This is a genomic window from Mycoplasmopsis hyopharyngis (assembly GCF_045276885.1).
GTDB lineage: Bacteria > Bacillota_I > Bacilli_A > Mycoplasmatales > Metamycoplasmataceae > Mycoplasmopsis > Mycoplasmopsis hyopharyngis.
The window spans coordinates 675415-693907 of sequence record NZ_CP174164.1 but is presented as its reverse complement, the minus strand read 5'-3'; the positions used below and the strand labels follow the sequence as shown (position 1 = coordinate 693907).

Genomic DNA, 18493 nt, shown 5'->3' with positions numbered 1-18493 from the left:
ATAATAACAATGATGTTGATAAAAAAGCTAAAAGATGATAATAAAATTTTTTCTAATGTCCAATTACTTGTATAAATCATTATTATTTTTCCTTCAAAATTTTATTTAAATATTGACCTGTGTAACTATTAGGATTTTGACATACTTGTTCAGGACTTCCAGTGGCCACAATTGTGCCTCCGTTTATTCCACCATCAGGTCCTAAATCAATTAAATAATCACAAGATTTGATAATGTCTAAATTATGTTCAATGGTAATGATTGTATCTCCATTATCTACAATTTTATTAATTACGTTTAGTAATTTTTTAACATCATGTGTATGTAAACCAGTTGTTGGTTCATCTAAAACATAAATAGTTTTTCCAGTAGGTTTTTTTTGTAAATAGGTAGCTAGTTTTATTCTTTGTGCTTCTCCACCAGATAAAGTAGTTGATGATTGACCTAGTTTAATATAATCTAAACCAACATCAATTAAGGTTTGTAATTTGTCTTTGATTATGTTTCTATTAGCAAACAAAATAAAAGCTTCTTCAACTGTTAAGTCTAAAACATCAGAAATGCTTTTATTTTTATATTTAATTTCCAATGTTTCTCGATTATACCTTTTACCATCACATTGATCACAAGGCACAAAAACATCAGGTAAAAAATGCATTTCAATTCTAATATAACCATCTCCATCACATTTTTCACATCTACCGCCAGGCACATTAAAACTAAATCTTGATTTAGTGTATCCTCTACTTTTTGCTTCCTCGGTTGAAGCAAAAATATCTCTAATGTCGTCAAAAACTGAAGTATAAGTAGCAGGATTAGAACGAGGTGTTCTTCCAATTGGTGTTTGAGTTACTTGCACAATTTTATCTACATTCATTAAACCAGTAATGGAATCAAATTTACCTATTTTTTTATTTAAGGTAGATTTAGTCAACATTTTTTCAATTCCCTTGACTAAGATTTCATTTACTAAAGTACTTTTCCCTGAACCAGAAACCCCAGTAACACCTATTAATTTCCCTAAAGGAAATTTAACATCAATGCTTTTTAAGTTGTTTTCTTTAGCACCTTTAACAACAATTACATTTTCATTTCCGCTTCTTCTAATAGTGGGAATAGGAATTTTTAATTCTCCTGATAAATATTTACCGGTAATAGAATTACTTGCGTTTTGAATATCTTGAATTGAACCTTGAGCAACTACTTTACCACCATGAATTCCTGCTTCTGGACCAATATCAACAATATGATCAGCAGTTCTAATTGTTTCTTCATCATGCTCAACTACAATCAAGGTGTTACCAATTTCCACCATTTCTTTTAAAGTAGCAATTAATTTTTCATTATCTTTTTGATGTAAACCAATTGACGGTTCATCTAAAACATATAAAACTCCAGTTAACTTTGAACCTACTTGTGTTGCTAATTTTATCCGTTGGCTTTCTCCACCAGATAAACTTTCTGCAGTTCTATTTAAAGTTAAATAATCTAGTCCTACATTTTGTAAAAAAGATAAACGGTTAATCAATTCGGTAATAACTAAATTAGCAATTTGATTTTCTTCTGAATTTAATTTTAGATTTTCAATAGAAATTAATGCATCATGAATTGAAAGTCTAGAAAAGTCATCGATGTTGTAATCATTTATCTTAACTGCTAAAGCATATTTGTTCAATCTTGCACCATTACATTTTGAACAAGTAAAAGTACCCATATATTGTTTTAATCAATCTCTAATTCTTTCTGAAGAGGTTTCAACATACATTCTTTCAATTTTGGTTAAGATTCCCTCAATATGTTTAACTCTTCTTAATTTGTTTCCATTTACCGATTCTAATACATATTCAATTTCTTCGGTTGAACCATATTTGATAATTTTTAGTTCTTTGCTAGTTAATTCCTCAATTGGAGTAGAAGTGTTAATTTGATAGTGATTAAGCATAATTTCAAATTCTTGTCATTCTAAATTTTTAGAATCAACTGTATTTTGAAAATACTTAATTCCACCTTCTTTGATGCTCCTTCATTTTTCTGGTGCTATAGCATCAAAATCTGCTTTCAAATCTACACCTAAACCTTTACAGTTATCACACATTCCATAAGGTGAATTGAACGAAAACAATTTTGTGTCGATTTTAGGCATATCAAAATCTTTATATATACAAGAGTGTTGTTTTGAAAAAGTACTTATTCCTTTATCTACAACTTCAACTTTAACCATTCCTTTTCCATAATCAATCGCTATATCAATAGCTTCAGAAAGACGGTTGTAGTTTTCTTCATTCAAAATTAACCTATCAATAACAATATCAATTGTGTGTCTTTTATTTTTATCCAATTCTATTTTGTCATCTAATGAATAAATAAAATCATCAATTTTTAATCTAACAAAACCTTCATTTTTTAATTTTTCTAATAGATTAACAAAAGTCCCTTTTTCATTTTCTACAACTGGAGCATAAATAATAATTTTGCTGTTTTCTTCATTTTTATAAATAGTGTTAATAATGTCTTTATTAGTTTGTGTTTTAATTGGGATATTATGATTAGGACAATAAGGAATTCCAATTCTTGCCATTAGCAACCTAAAATAATCATATATTTCAGTAATAGTACCAACAGTTGAACGAGGATTATTATGTATTGTTTTTTGTTCGATTGAAATTGAAGGTGATAACCCTTCAATTGAATCTACTAATGGTTTTGAAGTCCCGCCTAAAAATTGACGTGCATAACTACTTAAACTATCAACATATCTTCTTCTACCTTCTTCATAAATGGTATTAAAAGCTAATGAAGATTTTCCTGATCCAGATAAACCGGTAAAAACAATTAATTTATTCTTAGGAAGAGTCAAATCAATGTTTTTTAAGTTATTTTCTTTTGCACCTTTTATGATTATAAAATCATTTGTTTTACTCATATGCTCTCCTAAAAATCAAAGGTTATTGTTAGATATTTTTTATTGTTTTTATCTATAAAACAGTCAAATTTGTAAATTTTTTTAATAATTGAAATATCTATATTTTCCGCAAAAACGTCAAATTTTTCAATAAATTTTATAATGCTTTTTTCAGATTCTAAATAATCTGCTAACCAAACAATTGTGTTTTCAAAATCTAGTTTGCTAATACATTTTTGACTTTGATATCCACCATAAAATTCAAACAAACTAGGATTGTTTCCTTTATTGTATTTTAAAAATATAGAAAGCAATACAACTGCAAATTCATCAAGATAATTTTCAAAAAGCTCTTCAAAAAATTGTTTGTCTTGTTTTAAATATTCTTTTATGTCTTTTTCTAATGTTTCGGATTGTAAAAGTAATTTTTTTATTGCTTTAATAACAATCGGATTAGCAAGCTTTTTATCTTGATTATTTTGCATTAATTCAAATAAAGTAGTCATATTGCTCCTTTTGTTTTAGTTTTTTGTTTTCTTTTTGGTTGGATTAAGTTTAAGTTGTTTTTCTTCTCTAAGCGCTAAGAGAATTTCATACATTTTTATTGATTCATATTTAGGATTAGCATACAAAGAAACATCTAAACCATCTTTAAGACCATCTTCAATTAGTTCTAATTGCTCAGGCTCAAAATCTTGTTGGTTTAAATTGTGCTTTTTAAAATATTCTTCTATTGTCATTTTACTTCACATATTTAGTTAAATATTGTAATTAAATAAAATTAATGATTTACTCATTTGTTTTATCTTTTGATTTATCTTTGGCTGTATTAGACTTAGATTGCTTTTTTTCTTTAAGAAGAGCTTTACGAATTTTTTCCATTTGTTTTGAATCTAATTTTGAATCAGCATATTTTGAAACATCAAGTCCAGCACTTAAACCTTCACGAATTTCTCACATTTGCTCATCATTAAATTTAAGATCGGCATATCAAGATACATCAACACCATCTTCAAGTCCTTGGTAAATTTCTGCTACTTGTCAATAATTGAATTTAGGGTTCGTATACCAAGAAACATCAAAACCTTTTTTAAGACCCAAACGTATATATTGCATGTGTTCTGATTCGAATTCAGGATTTAAATAACGAGTAACATCAACACGTTCTCCAAAACCTTGGCGAATTTCTCATATTTGACTTAAATCATATTTTTCTAGTTCAACATTATTTGATTCTAAAAATTCAGAAAATTTGTATTTTTTATCAAAAAGAATTTCCCTAATTTGAGCCATTTCATGATAACTATATTCAGGTTGTGCGAATTTAGCAACATTCAAACCTTCTTTAAGACCAGCATGAATTTCTAGCATTTGATGAAAATCAAATTCAGGCTTAGCATAATACGAAACCTTTAAACCTTCTTGAAGACCTTGGCAAATTTCTAACATTTGCATATAATCAAACTTAGGATTAGCATACCAAGAAACATCTAAGCCGTCTTTAAGACCATCTTCAATTAGTTCTAATTGTTCAGGCTCAAAATCCTGTAGATTTAAGTTTTTTGTTTTAAAGTATTCTTTAAGTGTCATTTTTACTCCTTTATTTATTTATTTTCAATTTGAGTGATTAAATCTCTTAGTTGTATTGCTTTTTCATAATCAAGTTCTTTAGCTGCTTGATTCATTTGTTTTCTTAAGTTTTCTATTAAATCTTTTTTGTTAAATTCTGCTTTTTTAGCATCGGTAGTATTTTTAAAAAAGAATTCAACTTGGCTTTTAATTCCATCACCATTAATTGGCTCAGTAATTGGTTTGATGATAGTTTTAGGAACTATATTATGTTTTTTATTAAATTCAATTTGTAATTCACGTTTCATTCGATTATCTTCAATGGTTTCCTTCATACTTTTTGAAGTGGTATCACCATAAAAAATAACTCTACCATTAGCATTTCTAGCTGCTCGACCTACAATCTGAATTAAACTAGTAGTTGATCTAAAAAAGTTTTCTTTGTCAGCTTCTAAAACCATTATTAAACTAACTTCTGGCAAGTCAATACCTTCTCTTAATAAGTTAATTCCTACTACTGTATCATAGATACCTTTTCTTAATTTAGTTAAGATTTCATTTCTTTCAAAAGTATTATATTCAGAATGAATATAGGCAATTTTTTCCTTTTTTTCTTGGAAGTATTTAGTTAATTCTTCTGCCATTCGTTTAGAAATGGTTAAGATCAACGTTCTTTCATTTTTAGCTTTTTGTTTTTGTAATTCATCATAGATATCTTCAATTTGATTAGTTGAAGGTCTAGTTTCAATCACCGGGTCTAAAAGTCCAGTAGGTCTTATAAATAGTTTGGTAATAACTCCTTGAGTTCTATCTAATTCATATTCACTAGGAGTAGCTGAAATATAGATTTTTTGAAAATCTGTAAATTCTGATTCAAATTCTTCGAATTTAAGTGGACGATTGTCTAAAGCAGAAGGTAATCTAAAACCATAATCTACTAAGGTTTTTTTTCTTGAATGATCTCCTTTATACATTGCTTTTAATTGAGAAATCATCATATGTGATTCATCAATAAAAAGCAATGGTTTTTTATCTTGTAGTCTAAAATAATCTAACAAAGTGTAAGGTCTTTCACCTTTTTTTCTTCCATCTAGATATCTAGAATAGTTTTCGATTCCGGGACAAATACCAAATTCACGCAAGGAATCTAAATCATTTCTAGTTCTTTGTTCAATTCTTTCTGCTTCTAATAAAAGGTTATTATTCTTAAAGTATTTTATTCTTTCTTCTAATTCTTGTTCTATTTGATCACAAGCATTTTTAGTTACATCATTATCAACGGTGTAAGCATCACCGGGGAAAATTCTATATTTTGGAACATCGAATTTTTTGATTCTAGTAATAGAATCACAAATATTAATAGCTTCAATTTCATCACCAAAAAAGTCAATTCTTATTATTTCATCACTAACATATGCTGGATTAATAAAGACAAAATCGCCTTTAACCATAAATGTTCCACTTACTAAATCAACATCATTTCTGTTATAGTTTCTTTTAACTAAGATTTTCAAAAAATCGTTCCTTTTGATTTTTTGTCCAACATTTATATCATAGATATTTTGAAAATATTGATTAGGATTTAATTCACCATAAATTGCTGCTACTGAAGAAACAATAATTGTAGCTGGCTCAGAAACAATTGAATTTAATGCTGATAAACGCATTGCATCTAAATCTTTATTTGTTTTACTAGTTTTATCAATGTACACATCAGTTGCGGGTAAATAAGCTTCAGGTCTATAAAAATCAAAATAAGAAACGAAATATTCAACTTTATTATTAGGAAAAAATGCTTTTAGCTCAGAATAAAGTTGACTAGCTAAAGTTTTATTATGAGAAAGGACTAATACAGGTCGATTAATTTGTTCTATTACATTAGCAATGGTAAAAGTTTTACCCGAACCTGTAACCCCTTGCAGAACTTGTTCATACATTCCATTTTTTATATTTGTAACTAATTCAAAAATTGCTTCTGGTTGATCACCAGAAGGTTTATATTCTGAAACAAGCTCAAATTTTTCTTTTGTTTTTTTACTTTGATTTTCTTGCATTATTTCAATTATATACATAATATAGTAAATAAACTAAATGGCAAATTCTTTACTATATTAAAAAATTCGCTTGGTATTTATCAAGCAAATTCTCAATTTTAGAATGAATATTCTACCAACGAATCGATTGGAGAGCTTAAATTCTCTAATAATAGATTGTTTTTCGTTTTCATTTCATTAGATATTACAATTTTATTTTTAGTGATATAAATTTCAAAATCAAATTGTAATTTTAATTTTTTAGCTTTAAAAATCACTGATAAATCAATTTGAAGAATGTTATTTTCTATTTTTTTAGAATTTAAATAAATTTTAGATTTGATATTTTCTAATGTTAATAGTGTTTTAAGTTGCTTTGAAATATTATCTATTTGTTCATTAAAGTTAAAAAATATTTGTTTATTTTTAAATTCAAAAATTGTAAATGAATTAGATTTTGTTGCGTTTTCATTATTATTAAATAATATTAAATCATTTGTTTCTTTAAATGTATCAATATTGTTTAAAAATTCATAAATCTTTTTTTCTTGTTTTCTTTCATTTATTTTGTAATAAATAATAATTGCTATAAATATTAATTGAGTATGATTTACCAAATGAGCAATTGCATAAGAGGGAATGTTGCCAAAAATTTTAAAAAATTGTAAAAATGTATCAAAAAATAATTTAATTAAAAAGGATAACATTAAAAATGTTCCTATTCTTCATTTTAAAGTTTTTTTTAAATTAGAAATTAAAATGAAAGAAAGTCAAAAAATAAAATATGGCGTTGTTAACAAACCGCAAGCATACAAATTTAATAAATAATTACCAAGATAATTTAGGCCATAAACTCTTAAATCTCCTTCATAAAATTCCAATGTCAAGAAAATCATTATGAGTGAAAATGAAAAAGTTGTTAAGGCAAAAAATATAACAAAAGGCAAAAGTATATTTTCTATTAATTTCTTTGTTTTATATTTCATTATCGACCTCTTTTTCTAAATTTTTATCTAATTGTTTTAATACGTTATTGTTATATAAAGAAAAACAGGTTCTTTTATTTTTAGAAAATTTATATACAAATAAAATTGTTTGGTTTATATTTTTTCCAATGATTTGGAATTCTAATTTTTCTTTTGTTATTTTTTTTACATCAAAATAAATTTTTTGAACATCATATTTTTTGTTAGCTAAACCAAAATATATTTTTCTATTTTTTGATTCAAAAAGTAAATGACTATTTTCAAAATATTTGTTAGAAAAAATTATTTCTTCTATTTCCGTTTTGCTATTTTGATTTTGTTCTAATTTAAATTCTTGAAAAAATTTTTTAAGCAATTTATTTGAATAAATGTTTTCAAGAATAAATCAAAATGAAAAAATATGACTTAAACAAAGTGTTGTAAAAGTCATTCCAAACGGAAAGTTAGTAAAGTAATTTCTGAGTTTTCCTTCAAAAACAACAATATTATTGATTTGGTAAAAAATCAAATAAATTAGCAAACTAATTTGAAAAAACAAAATAATACTTAATATGTATCAATTTATTTTTTTCTTTTTTAGATTTAAATAAAAATTGTTAACAAAAAATAAAGAAATACTTAAAGGAAGCAAAAAAACTCAAAAAACAATTGCTAGTATTTTATTTATAGGTAATAATTTATTAGTTTTTTCAAATTTTAATGAATACATTATTGCGGGAAAAATAATAAAAATTATTGTGCTTAATAAGAACAATACAATTAATAAAGATAAAAGTGATCACAAAATTTGCATTTTATGTTTATTCAAAAATTTCATTTTCTAAATCCTTTGCAGTAATCAAATTTCTTTTATAAGCAAAAATTTGTGAATGAATTGAAGATGGTTGTATAGTTTTTTTAATTATTTGTTGTCTACTTGTAAAGTTTTCCATTTTTCTCCCTTCATTTGAATTAAATGATATTAAAAAAATATTCAATTAAACATTTTTTATAATGACAAATCTATTTTTGTTATTAATATCTTTAATAATTGTTGCATTTTTAATTTGCTTTCATTTTTCGGTATGTCTTGGATTTATTTCTAAAAATAAATAACCATTTTTATTTAAAAAGTTTTTGTATTCTTTTAGTATTTTTTCATAGAAAAATCAACCATCATCAGAAGTAAATAAAGCATTATCGGGTTCCCATTTTAAAACTGATACATCTACTGGATCATTTGTTTTGTCTAAATAAGGCGGATTAGAAACAATTAGGTCGTATTTTTGATCTATTTCTTCAAATAAATTACTTTGCATCACTTTAATTTCAAGGTTATTTCTTAAAGCGTTATGAATGGTAGCTTCTATTGCTTGAGAATCGTTATCACTAGAAGTTACTTCAATGCTATTGTTAAATTTTTTAAGAGCAATTCCTATATAACCAGATCCACAACAAAGATCTAAAACTTTCATTTTGTCTTCAAGGTAATTTTTTTTGATCAAATCAACTAATTCCATAGTTTCATATCTAGGAATTAAAACAAAAAATTTATCAATGTCTATTATTACATCATCGATATCAATATAACCTATTATTTTTTGAACTGGCATACCTTGAAGCAATTTTTCTTTTTCTTCATTAGAAATTTTTTCTTCTAAAGAATATCTTCTTTTTTCTAGTAGCAATTGCTCAATAGTTGGCATTAAGAGTTAACCTCTTCAATTTTTTGTTTTTGTTCTTCTGCTAATAAAGCATCAATAATAGGGTTTAATTTTCCTTCAACCACTACTTTTAAACTAGTAGAAAAACCAATACGATGATCAGTTACTCTATCTTGAGGATAGTTGTAAGTTCTAATTTTTTCACTTCTATCGCCATGACCCGCTAGTTTTCTATAACCACTTTCTGTAGCTTGTTTTTTTTGAATTTCAAGTTCATACAACTTAGATTTTAAAATAGTCATTGCAACTGCTCTATTTTGAATTTGTGATCTTTCATCTTGTGAAGCAACAATAATTCCAGTAGGAATATGAGTAATTCTAACTGCTGAATCGGTTGTATTAACTGATTGACCACCAGCACCTGAAGAACGGTAAGTATCAATTTTTAAATCTTGAGGATTAATTTCAATTTCAACATCATCTTCAATTTCAGGAATAACAGTTACAGTAGCAGTTGATGTATGAATTCTTCCTTGAGTTTCAGTTACAGGAATTCTTTGCACTCGATGAGCACCAGATTCAAATTTTAATTTAGCAAAGGTTTTTTCACCTTTAACTGAAAAAACAATTTGTGTAAAACCACCAGCATCAGCTGCTGAACTATCTAAAATTTTAATTTTGTAATTATTATCTGTGGCTCATTTTGAATACATTTTAAATAAGTCACCAGCAAAAATATTTGCTTCATCTCCTCCTGCAGCGCCTCTAATTTCAACAATTACATCTCTTTCATCAGATTCATCTTTTGGAAGAATTAATATTTTTAATTCTTCTTCATATTTTCTTATTTCTTCTTGATATAGATCAATTTCTGCTTTTGCTAATTCAGCAAATTCTTTTTCATTTGAATATAGCATTTCTTTAGCTGTCATTAAGTTATGTTCAGTATTTTGTAATAATTTAAAAACTCTAGCAATGTCTTTAATTGAATTTGCTTCTTTACTTATTTTTGTAAATAACTTAATATTTTCTACAACTTCTTTTTCTTCAAGTTGTTTCATTAATTCATTATATTTGTCGTTAATTTTAGAAATAGAGTTATACATTGTTTTTTCCATAATTATCTATTATAAAGTATAAAAAAAATAAGTCATAAGACTATTTTTCTTCTAGATCTTCAATTTCCCTAATTTCTTTAAATTTTGCTGCTAAACTAGGACTATCTTTGGTAAGTTTTCTTAAAGTTATAGCTTGAATTTTATCGTTAAAGATGTTTAAATTTCTTTTGAATTTTTCAAGTGCTTCTTTTGCTTTTGTTAATCTTTCAATGCTATTATTAATTTCTTTGATTGTGGCATCAAAGTTATTTTCAGCCTTTTCTAATGATATTTCAGCATTTTTCTTAAATTCTCACAATTTGCTTGTAAAGTTTTCAATATCAACATTTTCTTTTTTGTAAACCATCAATTCTTTTAAATTATTAACATTTCTCTCTGCTGCTTTTTTAAGTAAGGAAATTATAGGTATGAAAAAACTTGGTCTAATAACATACATTTTTTCATATCTATGAGAAACATCAACTATCCCTCCATTAAATAATTCGCTATCTTTTTCTAAAGTAGAAACTAAGATTGCATATTCACATTTTTTATTTTTTCTATCTGTATCTAATTTTTTATAAAAATCTTCATTTTTATGCTTGGTTTTGGTTTCATCATTTTCATTTTTCATTTCAAACATAATTGAAAGAATTTCGATTCTATCATTACCTTCTTTGTAATAGTCTCTGAAAATAAAATCACCTTTTGAACCCAATTTATCATCATTATCTTTTTCAAAATAAGCATTTGGAAAAGAATAAGGTCTCACCTTATTAAATTCTTCTTCACAATATTTTTCAAGACTTTCACCTATCATTTTAACATTAAGAGAATTTTTGAATGTCTTTACTTCTTCTAAATCTTTTTTTAAAAGATCAATTTGACTATTTTTATTTTCAATGTCTTTTTGATTGCTTTCTTTTTGCTTTTTTAATTCTTCTTGGTGTTTTTGTTCTAGTTTAAATCTTTCTATTTCACTGTTTTTTTCTAAATCATTTATTTTATTTTGTAATTCAGAAATCTTATTATCTTTTGATGAAAGTTCATCTTTAAATTTACTTTGAAGTTTCACTTCTATAAGTGTTTTTTCACTTTCGTACTTTTCTTTAATTTGTTTTTCAGCATCATTTTTAACATCACGAATTTTTTTATCAATTATTTCATTTTCATTGATTTTCAAAGTATTTTCGAAAGATGTCAAATCAATTTTACTTAACGATTCTAAATCAATAATGTCACCTTTATTTGCATCTTCTTCTAATTCCAAAGTAGTTTTATTTTTAATAATTACTTTAACTTTTTTCATTTACTTCTCTCCTTTGTTAACTTGTTTTATATTAATTATTAGCTAATTTTATATAAAACGTCAAAAAATAAAAAAAGAAAGCCTTTTAGCAAGCTTTCTTTCTCAATTTTTACCTAATAAATTAAATGAATAAAAGATTTGTAATTAAATCAATTTTTTCATCAACTTGTTTTTTCAATTCAGCATCGTTTTTGTATTTATCTCCAAGAACTTTTTTTACTGAATTTTTGTAATTTTCAATCCCCTCTTTTGAAACACCTTTAATTCCACCATCTAGTTTTTGAATGTTTTCTTTAACTTTGTTTTCATCAATTTGTAAAATGGTTGAAGCATCAAAGTTTTTGTTGGTTTCAGCAAATTTATTAATGAAGTTTGAAATAAATTGTTCACCAGTTTTTGAATTTAAAATATCTTTCATAAATACTTTACTTTGTTCAAGTTGGTTTTTGGTTAAGTGGTGTTGTTCTTCTGGTTTCATTTTTAAAACACTTGAAATTAAAGAAGTGAATTTCTTAACACCATTTTCTTTATTGTCATCCTTTTCTAGGTACAACTTAAGTCCTGATTTAAGTAAGCTCATTTCTGCTGAAATTCCACTACCTTTATTAAATGTCATTCCTTTAATAAGTTTGTCGTTAAAATCAGTATAAACATTACTATGTGATAAAAATGCTGTAGCATTTGTTGTAAGAATAATAACTGGAACCATTGAAACAACACCTAATGTAGCACCTAAACTTCTATGCAAAGCGTTGCTTTTGTGTGTTTTTTTGTTCATTTTCATTGGTTTAAGCAATAAAGGTCTTAAACATCAATAAACTATTTCACCAACAATAGAAGCAATAATTATCATTCCCAGAATCACAAAGGGAACTGTGAGTGGTTTAAAGACATTGAAATGTACCGAATAAAAATTGTCTATTGGAAGTTTTTTCTTTATCGATAACAAAATTGGTTCTGCTAAGAATAAACCAAGTAAAAACCCAGTAGTAATAGAAATTAAGTTAGTTAAAAAACCTAATATACCTCTAAAAAAACCAATGATAAATCCTAATGCCAAAATAATTACTGTAAGTGCTATTGGGATTGCTATCATAAATTTTTGATTAGAAGCATTCAAAAAGTTTGTGAAAAATTGATCTAAATTTAATTGATTTGTTGTAATTTCTTGTATCATGATTTTCTCCCATTAAAGAATAATTACTTTTCTATTTTTATTATCAAGTGGTTTTCATGGATCATCATTTTCAATATGGTCTAAAAATAATTTACCTTCCAAGTGATCTAATTCATGTTGCATAATGATAGCATTGTATCCAATAACATCATAAGTTTTTCATTTTCTTTCTTTATATGAATAAGCTTCAACAACAATTCTATTGCTTCTTTTAACATAACCTTCAGTATCTTTGGTATGAAGTGGTACACTTAAACACCCTTCACCAGATGATAAAGCAGCCATTTGTTCAGAAGCAGCGATTACTTTTGGATTGAATAAAACATCCTTAAAGTTCTCGTTGTTAATATAAAAGACTCTTTTTAAGGTTCCATATTGAACTGCTGCAACCCCAACACCAGGTTGGAATTTTGTATCTGGTTTTTGACTATCATCGATATGGTAAATCATTTTTTCAGCTAATTCAATATCTTCAGCAGTCAAAGGAATAGGAACATTTTTAGATTTTTGTCTTAAAACTTTATTAGGCAATTGAACAATTCTTACGTTATATTTCTTATTATTCTCTTCTTTCATATAACCATAATTATATATTAATTAAAGAATAATATTTTCGATGTAATACTCTATTTATAAAAATGAAATTTTTTGTTTTATGCTTATTTATAGAGAAAAACAAAAAATAGAAAGAAAACTTCCTTCTATTTTAAGGGTTATTGAATTAGTTTTTTGAAATTCTCAATTATTTGAACAAAATCATTGTATTTACCTTCATAATCATTGATCCCAAATTCACCATCAATAAGTTTTTGTTCAAATTCTTTGATTTTCTCATTTAATGCTTCAGCTTCATCAAGTTTATTTTTAGCTTTTAATTGTTCAACAATTTGTTTACCTTCAGTAAATTTAATTTCAAATTTCTTCTTATATAAAACAACAGTTGCATCATCTTTTGCCTTAATAATTGCTTTTTGTTTTTCAACAAGCATCTCATTAGTTAAGTTTTCATCATTTTGGAAACTATTTTCAGTTATTGAGGTTTCTAGTTTTGTTGCTTCATCATTAAGTTGCACAACTCTTAGTTCAGTAACTATTTTTCTAGATTGGTCAAGATAAGTTGTAATTTCTTGTCTTAAGATTAAATGTTGACTACATTTATCAATTGTGTTTTCAATATCATGAGTTAGTTTGATGTATTCTTCAGGTTTTAAAGAATTTAATTGGTTAGTATCTTTTGCTTTTTCAACAAGTTCTTTTAATTTTGTCATATTGATATAACCACCAGCTTTTTCATCTTTAGGATTGGTGTATACTAATCAATCAGTTTCAGCAACCTTAATAGCAGCTTGTAGTTCTAATTCTCTTAGTTTCTTTTCAAGTTTTTCTAAAATAGGTTTTAATTTGTTATTTCTTTCTTCAATTTGAGTTTTAATTGTTTGAATTTCTTCTTTTGTAGAATTTAAAATCTTTTTAAGAATTTCACCATAAAGGTCAAAAGTTGAATTTACTAATGTCATTTCTTCTTGTGTGATTAACTTTTTAAGTTCTGCCTGGATTTCTTGATTTGAACTTACATTATGATTGAAGTAAACAATACTTTCACAATAGTTTTGCATTTCTTCTAAGAGTTTATCAATATTAGCTTCATTAATTCCTTTAATGTTTTCAGCAATTGTTTTAAAAGTTTCTAATCTTCTATTTATTTCAGAAAAAGTTTCTAAATCAAGGTTGTATAAAAACTTTTCAATTTTTCTAAATAAACTTTTTTCATAATCATCAATATCTTCACCAATGTGTTCATTTGGATCAAGGTCAATGGTAGTTCATTTTTCTACAATTACTAATGTTGAAGCAATTAATTCTTTTAATTGTTTGATAGCAGCTTGTCTTGCTGGTTCCATTTTTTTGTTAGCTTTATTAGCCATAACTTCTAAAGATATTTTTTTGAATTCTAAAAAGGCTACTTTTTCAGCAATTGTATATTTTTCATTTGGTGTGTTAATAGCATTTTTTAAATCAGTAAATCTATCTGTAATTAATTTAACTAATTCTTTTTCACCTCTGTTTTCCATTTCTTGACATAAGTCATCAATAGAAGTTTTTAATCTAGAAGGTAAATTCTTCAACACATCATATCTATTGAACAATTCTAAATAATCATCTTTGTTAAATCTATCAAGATTATCTTTAAGAGAAATAAAGTCATCATTTATTTGTTCCATATTTTTGGCTTTTTTTAATTTCTTTGAAAATGATGAGATTTGATTTAATAAGTTTGTTATTTCAGGTGTGTCTTTAAATTTAAGAACATTCAATTTTTTTAGCTTGCTAAATTCATTTTGAAAGTTTGTCAATTTTAATTCAATGCTTTTAACTTGTTGTTTAAATTCATTATTATCACACTTACTAGAAATAAAAAAGATAGGAGCAAGAGTTCCTGTTATTGCGGTTGCTAAAATAGCATTTTTTAATAAAAATTTATTTTTCATAATTGTTTATTCCTTAAGTGCATTTATATATTAATAATATATTAATTTAAAAAAATAGATAATTTTGTATTCTTTTGTGTTATTAATGTTAAAAAATTAAATTAAAGTAAAACAACAAAAATTAAACAAAAAATTCCGCATTGTTCTTATTTATAGACCAATACGGAATTTTTGATTTTTGTATAAGTAAGGCAAAATTATTTTCTTCTAAAGAAAAATCTTCTTTTCTTATCTTGAATATTACGAGAATATTTGCAATTTGGAAAGCCGCTGCATCCAGCAAATTTTCCAAATTTTGAATGTTTAACAATCAAAGTTGAACCACAATTTGGACATTGTTCATCTAACTCAATATCAGAAATTTTAGTCATTTCAATTGTTTGACTTGCTTTATCTAAAACTTCATTGAATTTGCTGTAAAAATCATCTAATATAAGACGAGAATTTAAATTTCCAATAGCAATATCATCAAGTTGATTTTCTACAGAAGCAGTATATTGTTCATTAATAATAGATGGAAAACCAAACAACAATTTTTCTAAAACAGTTTTACCAAAATTAGTAGGTTTTAAATAATTGTTTTCAGTAACTACATATTCTCTTTCTAAAATAATTCTAATAGTAGAACTAAAAGTAGAAGGTCTACCAACTTTAATTTGGTCAAGTTTTTCAATCAATGATCCTTCAGAATATCTAGCAGGTGGTTTAGTTTGACAATTTTGAAAGTCATAGCTTAAAACATCAACTTCTTGATTTAGTTCAAATTTAGGATCAATGTCATTTTTGTATTCATTTTTAACAACATAGTAACCGTTAAAAATGATTGAACTTATAACCGCTTTAAAATCTAAACTATGTTTTTTAAATAAATAGGTTTTATTACAACGCACTGGTGGTTTGATTAAACAGGATAATGTGTGTTCATATATAAGTTTATAAACTCCAAAATCATATTCGTTTAAATTATGAATTTCTTTAGCGCTTAAAGGAGTTAATTCAACATTAGTAGGTCTAATAGCCTCATGAGCATCTTGAGTACCTGCTTCACCTTTAATGTTTTCTAAAATATATTCTTTACCTCATTGCTTTTCAATGTAGCTTCTAGCCTGATTTACAAAAGTTTGACTTAATCTTGTACTATCAGTACGAGGATATGAAATCAAACCGATTTCATATAAATGTTGAGCAGCAGCTTGGGTAGATCTAGAATTATATGGCGATTTTTTATAAAGAACTGCTTGTTTAAATGGAGTAAGAGTTTCCAAAGTTTTTTGGCTTTCTTTGATATCTACTACAAGCATTTTATTTGAAGGTTCTTTAGCAATTTCATCTTTGATCTTTTGTAATTCTTCTGGAAAAATTCAGTATCTTTGTTCAGAAGAATTATTTAAATTAATATAGTCTACTAAAAAGTCATCTTGTAATTTTGCGCTTAGTTTGTGAAAATCAACAGGAACAAAAGCTTCAATTTCATTTTCTCTATCAACTACTAGTTTTAAAGCAATTGATTGTACTCTACCAGCACTAGGATTAGTAGGATAATTAGTTAATTTCTTTTTCATCAATTGTGAAAGACGAAAACCAATAATTCTATCTAACATTCTTCTTGCTTTTTGTGCTTCAACTAGATTTTCATCTATTTCACTTGGTTTTTGAATAGCATTTAAAACAGCGTCTTTGGTAATTTCATTAAATCTAACACGGTAAAAATGTTTGTTATTTTTTTTAGGGCTTTGGAGGATTTCGATCAAATGTGCACCAATTGCTTCGCCTTCACGATCCGGGTCAGTTGCGATATATATTTCAGAAACGCTTTTGGCTTTTTCTTTGATTTTTTTAACAACATCCTTTTTTTCAGGATCGATAATAAAGTATGGTTCTCATTTATCTAAATCTATTCCTAAACCATGTGCTCCTCTTGTAGATAATTTTTTAATATGCCCAACAGAAGCCATTACATCATAATCTGTACCAAGGTATTTTTTTAAGGTTTCAATCTTATTTGGTGATTCAACTATTACTAATTTTTGATTCATAATAATATTCATATTATCACAATATTAAGTTTTAAAAGTATTTTTTTATTGTTATAATTAAAAAGATTATTGTGTGGAACAGTACTCAAGTCGGTCGAAGAGGCGGTCCTGCTAAGACTGTAGGGGTGGCAACACCCGCGGAGGTTCGAATCCTCTCTGTTCCGCCATTTTTTTATTTTCTTTTTTATAATTGGTTTGATTTTTGCTTTTTCTGCTTACTTTTAAGCAGTTTAAAAAAAGACTCAACAAAACTTGAGTCTTAATTTTAATTATTTTAAGTTTGTTAAAACTTATTTAATTTCAACTTCAGCACCAGCTTCAACTAAAGTTGCTTTAATTTGTTCAGCTTCTTCTGGTTTGATGTTTTCTTTAATAGTAGCAGGAAGATTTGAAACTAATTTGTTAGCATCCATTAAAGGTAAGTTAAGTAATTCTTTAACTGCTTTAACGATTTGTAATTTTTTACCACCGTCACCTTTAATAATAACTGAAACTTCTGATTTTTCTTCAGCAGCTGCAGCAGCAGGAGCAGCTGCAACAGCAACAGCAGCAGGGTCAATTCCAAATTCTTCTTTCATTGCTTCTACTAATTCCATAACTTCTTTAATTGACATTTCTTTTAAAGAGGTTATAAATGATTCTTTTGTTAATTTAGCCATTTTTATTTTTCCTTTCAATATTTATTAACTTTTTTATGAATTAATTTTCTTTCTCACTATATAACTTAAGTGATATAGATAATTGTTGTAATGGAGCCATCATAGAACGAGCAAGAATAGTCAATGCTTCATCGTATGTTGGTAAAGCAGCAATAGCTTCAATGCCTTTAGCATCAACAGTTTTGCCTTCGTAAGTACCAGCTTTGATTACCAAAACTTTGTTTTCTTTAGCAAATTTTGATATAAGTTTAGCTGCTGACATATCGTCATTTTTACTAAAAGCAAAAAGGTTTTGTCCAACTAAAAAATCGTCTAAACCTTGAATTTTTAAGTTCTTAACAGCAATTTTGAATAAACGGTTTTTGAAAACTTTAATTTCAACACCCATTTTCTTTGCTTCAATTCTTAATTGTTTAAGTTCAGCAACTGAAAGACCTTTATATTCAGCTAAAGCAATAGCTTGTGAAGATTTAATTCTTTCTTCTATTTCTTTAACTAATGATTTTTTAGCAAGTTTATTAGCAGATAAATGCATTAAGCCTCCTTTCATCAAGTATTAAATTAGCAATACAAAATAACGAAAGTCCTAGGAC

17 protein-coding genes and 1 tRNA gene are annotated in these 18493 nt (G+C 26.2%); 1 reads left to right on the top strand and 17 read right to left on the bottom strand.

Annotation, left to right across the window (positions count from 1 at the left end):
- Positions 1-82: 82 nt before the first annotated feature.
- The 15 genes from uvrA to topA form a co-directional block, all read right to left on the bottom strand.
- On the bottom strand, positions 83-2923 hold the full coding sequence (gene uvrA / locus ACJA25_RS02855; protein ID WP_406615172.1) for an excinuclease ABC subunit UvrA: 2841 nt from the start codon (positions 2921-2923) through the stop codon (positions 83-85).
- An 8-nt stretch (positions 2924-2931) separates the two neighbouring features.
- A complete protein-coding gene (locus ACJA25_RS02850) occupies positions 2932-3408 on the bottom strand; it encodes a hypothetical protein (RefSeq protein ID WP_406615170.1) in 477 nt (158 codons plus the stop codon).
- Positions 3409-3423: 15 nt separating this feature from the next.
- Positions 3424-3654, bottom strand: coding sequence for a hypothetical protein (locus ACJA25_RS02845; protein ID WP_406615168.1), 231 nt, complete (start codon positions 3652-3654; stop codon positions 3424-3426).
- Positions 3655-3691: 37 nt separating this feature from the next.
- Positions 3692-4492 carry a hypothetical protein gene (locus tag ACJA25_RS02840; RefSeq protein WP_406615166.1) on the bottom strand — a complete coding sequence of 267 codons (801 nt, stop codon included), beginning with the start codon at positions 4490-4492 and terminating at the stop codon, positions 3692-3694.
- Between the two features lie 14 nt (positions 4493-4506).
- Positions 4507-6525 (bottom strand): excinuclease ABC subunit UvrB, encoded by a 2019-nt coding sequence (gene uvrB / locus ACJA25_RS02835; protein WP_406615164.1) that lies wholly within the window; start codon positions 6523-6525, stop codon positions 4507-4509.
- Positions 6526-6623: 98 nt separating this feature from the next.
- Positions 6624-7490 carry a hypothetical protein gene (locus tag ACJA25_RS02830; RefSeq protein WP_406615162.1) on the bottom strand — a complete coding sequence of 289 codons (867 nt, stop codon included), beginning with the start codon at positions 7488-7490 and terminating at the stop codon, positions 6624-6626.
- Positions 7480-8307 (bottom strand): hypothetical protein, encoded by an 828-nt coding sequence (locus tag ACJA25_RS02825; RefSeq protein ID WP_406615160.1) that lies wholly within the window; start codon positions 8305-8307, stop codon positions 7480-7482. The genes ACJA25_RS02830 and ACJA25_RS02825 overlap by 11 nt, the downstream gene beginning before the upstream one ends.
- Positions 8291-8422 (bottom strand): hypothetical protein, encoded by a 132-nt coding sequence (locus ACJA25_RS02820; RefSeq protein ID WP_406615158.1) that lies wholly within the window; start codon positions 8420-8422, stop codon positions 8291-8293. The genes ACJA25_RS02825 and ACJA25_RS02820 overlap by 17 nt, the downstream gene beginning before the upstream one ends.
- 45 nt (positions 8423-8467) lie before the next feature.
- The gene (locus tag ACJA25_RS02815; protein WP_406615156.1) at positions 8468-9175 is read right to left on the bottom strand and encodes a peptide chain release factor N(5)-glutamine methyltransferase; all 708 of its coding nucleotides are present in this window, start codon (positions 9173-9175) and stop codon (positions 8468-8470) included.
- Positions 9175-10251 carry a peptide chain release factor 1 gene (gene prfA / locus ACJA25_RS02810; protein ID WP_406615154.1) on the bottom strand — a complete coding sequence of 359 codons (1077 nt, stop codon included), beginning with the start codon at positions 10249-10251 and terminating at the stop codon, positions 9175-9177. Before prfA ends, ACJA25_RS02815 begins: the two co-directional genes overlap by 1 nt.
- A 40-nt stretch (positions 10252-10291) precedes the next feature.
- Positions 10292-11539, bottom strand: a complete 1248-nt coding sequence (locus tag ACJA25_RS02805) for a DUF2130 domain-containing protein (protein WP_406615152.1) — start codon at positions 11537-11539, stop codon at positions 10292-10294.
- Between the two features lie 121 nt (positions 11540-11660).
- Complete coding sequence (locus ACJA25_RS02800) at positions 11661-12716, bottom strand: hypothetical protein (protein WP_406615150.1); 1056 nt, start codon at positions 12714-12716, stop codon at positions 11661-11663.
- Positions 12717-12728: 12 nt separating this feature from the next.
- Entirely contained in the window at positions 12729-13292 is a 564-nt protein-coding gene (def, locus tag ACJA25_RS02795; protein WP_406615148.1) for a peptide deformylase, read from the bottom strand.
- 137 nt (positions 13293-13429) lie between these two features.
- Positions 13430-15205: a hypothetical protein gene (locus tag ACJA25_RS02790; protein ID WP_406615146.1), complete on the bottom strand. Its 1776-nt coding sequence runs from the start codon at positions 15203-15205 to the stop codon at positions 13430-13432.
- 197 nt (positions 15206-15402) lie between these two features.
- The gene (topA, locus tag ACJA25_RS02785; RefSeq protein WP_406615144.1) at positions 15403-17241 is read right to left on the bottom strand and encodes a type I DNA topoisomerase; all 1839 of its coding nucleotides are present in this window, start codon (positions 17239-17241) and stop codon (positions 15403-15405) included.
- Between the two features lie 75 nt (positions 17242-17316).
- Here topA and ACJA25_RS02780 point away from each other — a divergent pair.
- A tRNA-Ser gene (locus ACJA25_RS02780) sits at positions 17317-17408 on the top strand.
- A gap of 123 nt (positions 17409-17531) precedes the next feature.
- Here ACJA25_RS02780 and rplL read toward each other — a convergent pair.
- Both rplL and rplJ read right to left on the bottom strand, forming a co-directional pair.
- Positions 17532-17900 (bottom strand): 50S ribosomal protein L7/L12, encoded by a 369-nt coding sequence (rplL, locus tag ACJA25_RS02775; protein WP_406615142.1) that lies wholly within the window; start codon positions 17898-17900, stop codon positions 17532-17534.
- Positions 17901-17940: 40 nt separating this feature from the next.
- Positions 17941-18435, bottom strand: a complete 495-nt coding sequence (gene rplJ / locus ACJA25_RS02770; RefSeq protein ID WP_406615140.1) for a 50S ribosomal protein L10 — start codon at positions 18433-18435, stop codon at positions 17941-17943.
- Positions 18436-18493: the final 58 nt, after the last annotated feature.